Origin of the sequence: Streptomyces sp. SID3343 (genome assembly GCF_009865215.1) — a bacterium.
Taxonomy (GTDB): domain Bacteria; phylum Actinomycetota; class Actinomycetes; order Streptomycetales; family Streptomycetaceae; genus Embleya.
Genome location: NZ_WWJX01000094.1, coordinates 1 through 472 on the forward strand (window position 1 = coordinate 1; position 472 = coordinate 472).

Consider the following 472-nt stretch of genomic DNA (forward strand, 5'->3'; position numbering starts at 1 on the left):
CGCCCCAGAGCCGCCAGATCGGACACCTCCCGCCCCCACACCACGGCGGGAACATCGGCCAGATCCAACACATCGGCCGAATCCTTGTGCACCACGACCTCGTAGCGGTGCCGGGTCAACTCGTTGTGCGCCCAACCCGCCTTCAAGCGGACATCCACCCCCACACCACGGCCCGCCGCCCACTCGGCAAACCACTCCGGCGCCACCACCAACTCCCGCTCCCCGAGCAGCGCCTTCTCCACCAACGTCCGCAACTCCTCCCGCGACGCGTCGGGATGCGCCGCCCGCTGCACCGCGACCTGCAAAACCCGAAGAGTCGCGGCATTGCGAACGTCACCGACGACAAGCCGCCCACCAGGCACGAGGAGTTCCAATGCGCGGTCCAGCACCCGGTCCAGATAGTCGACGCCCGGGAAATACTGAATCACCGAATTGAGCACCACCGTGTCGAACCCGGACGAGGGCAACCCGG

At 67.4% G+C, this 472-nt stretch carries 1 protein-coding gene; it reads right to left on the bottom strand.

What is annotated here, in order from left to right; genetic code table 11:
- On the bottom strand, positions 1-440 hold a 440-nt coding region (locus GT354_RS02825; RefSeq protein WP_202511467.1), incomplete at its 3' end, for a hypothetical protein.
- Positions 441-472: the final 32 nt, after the last annotated feature.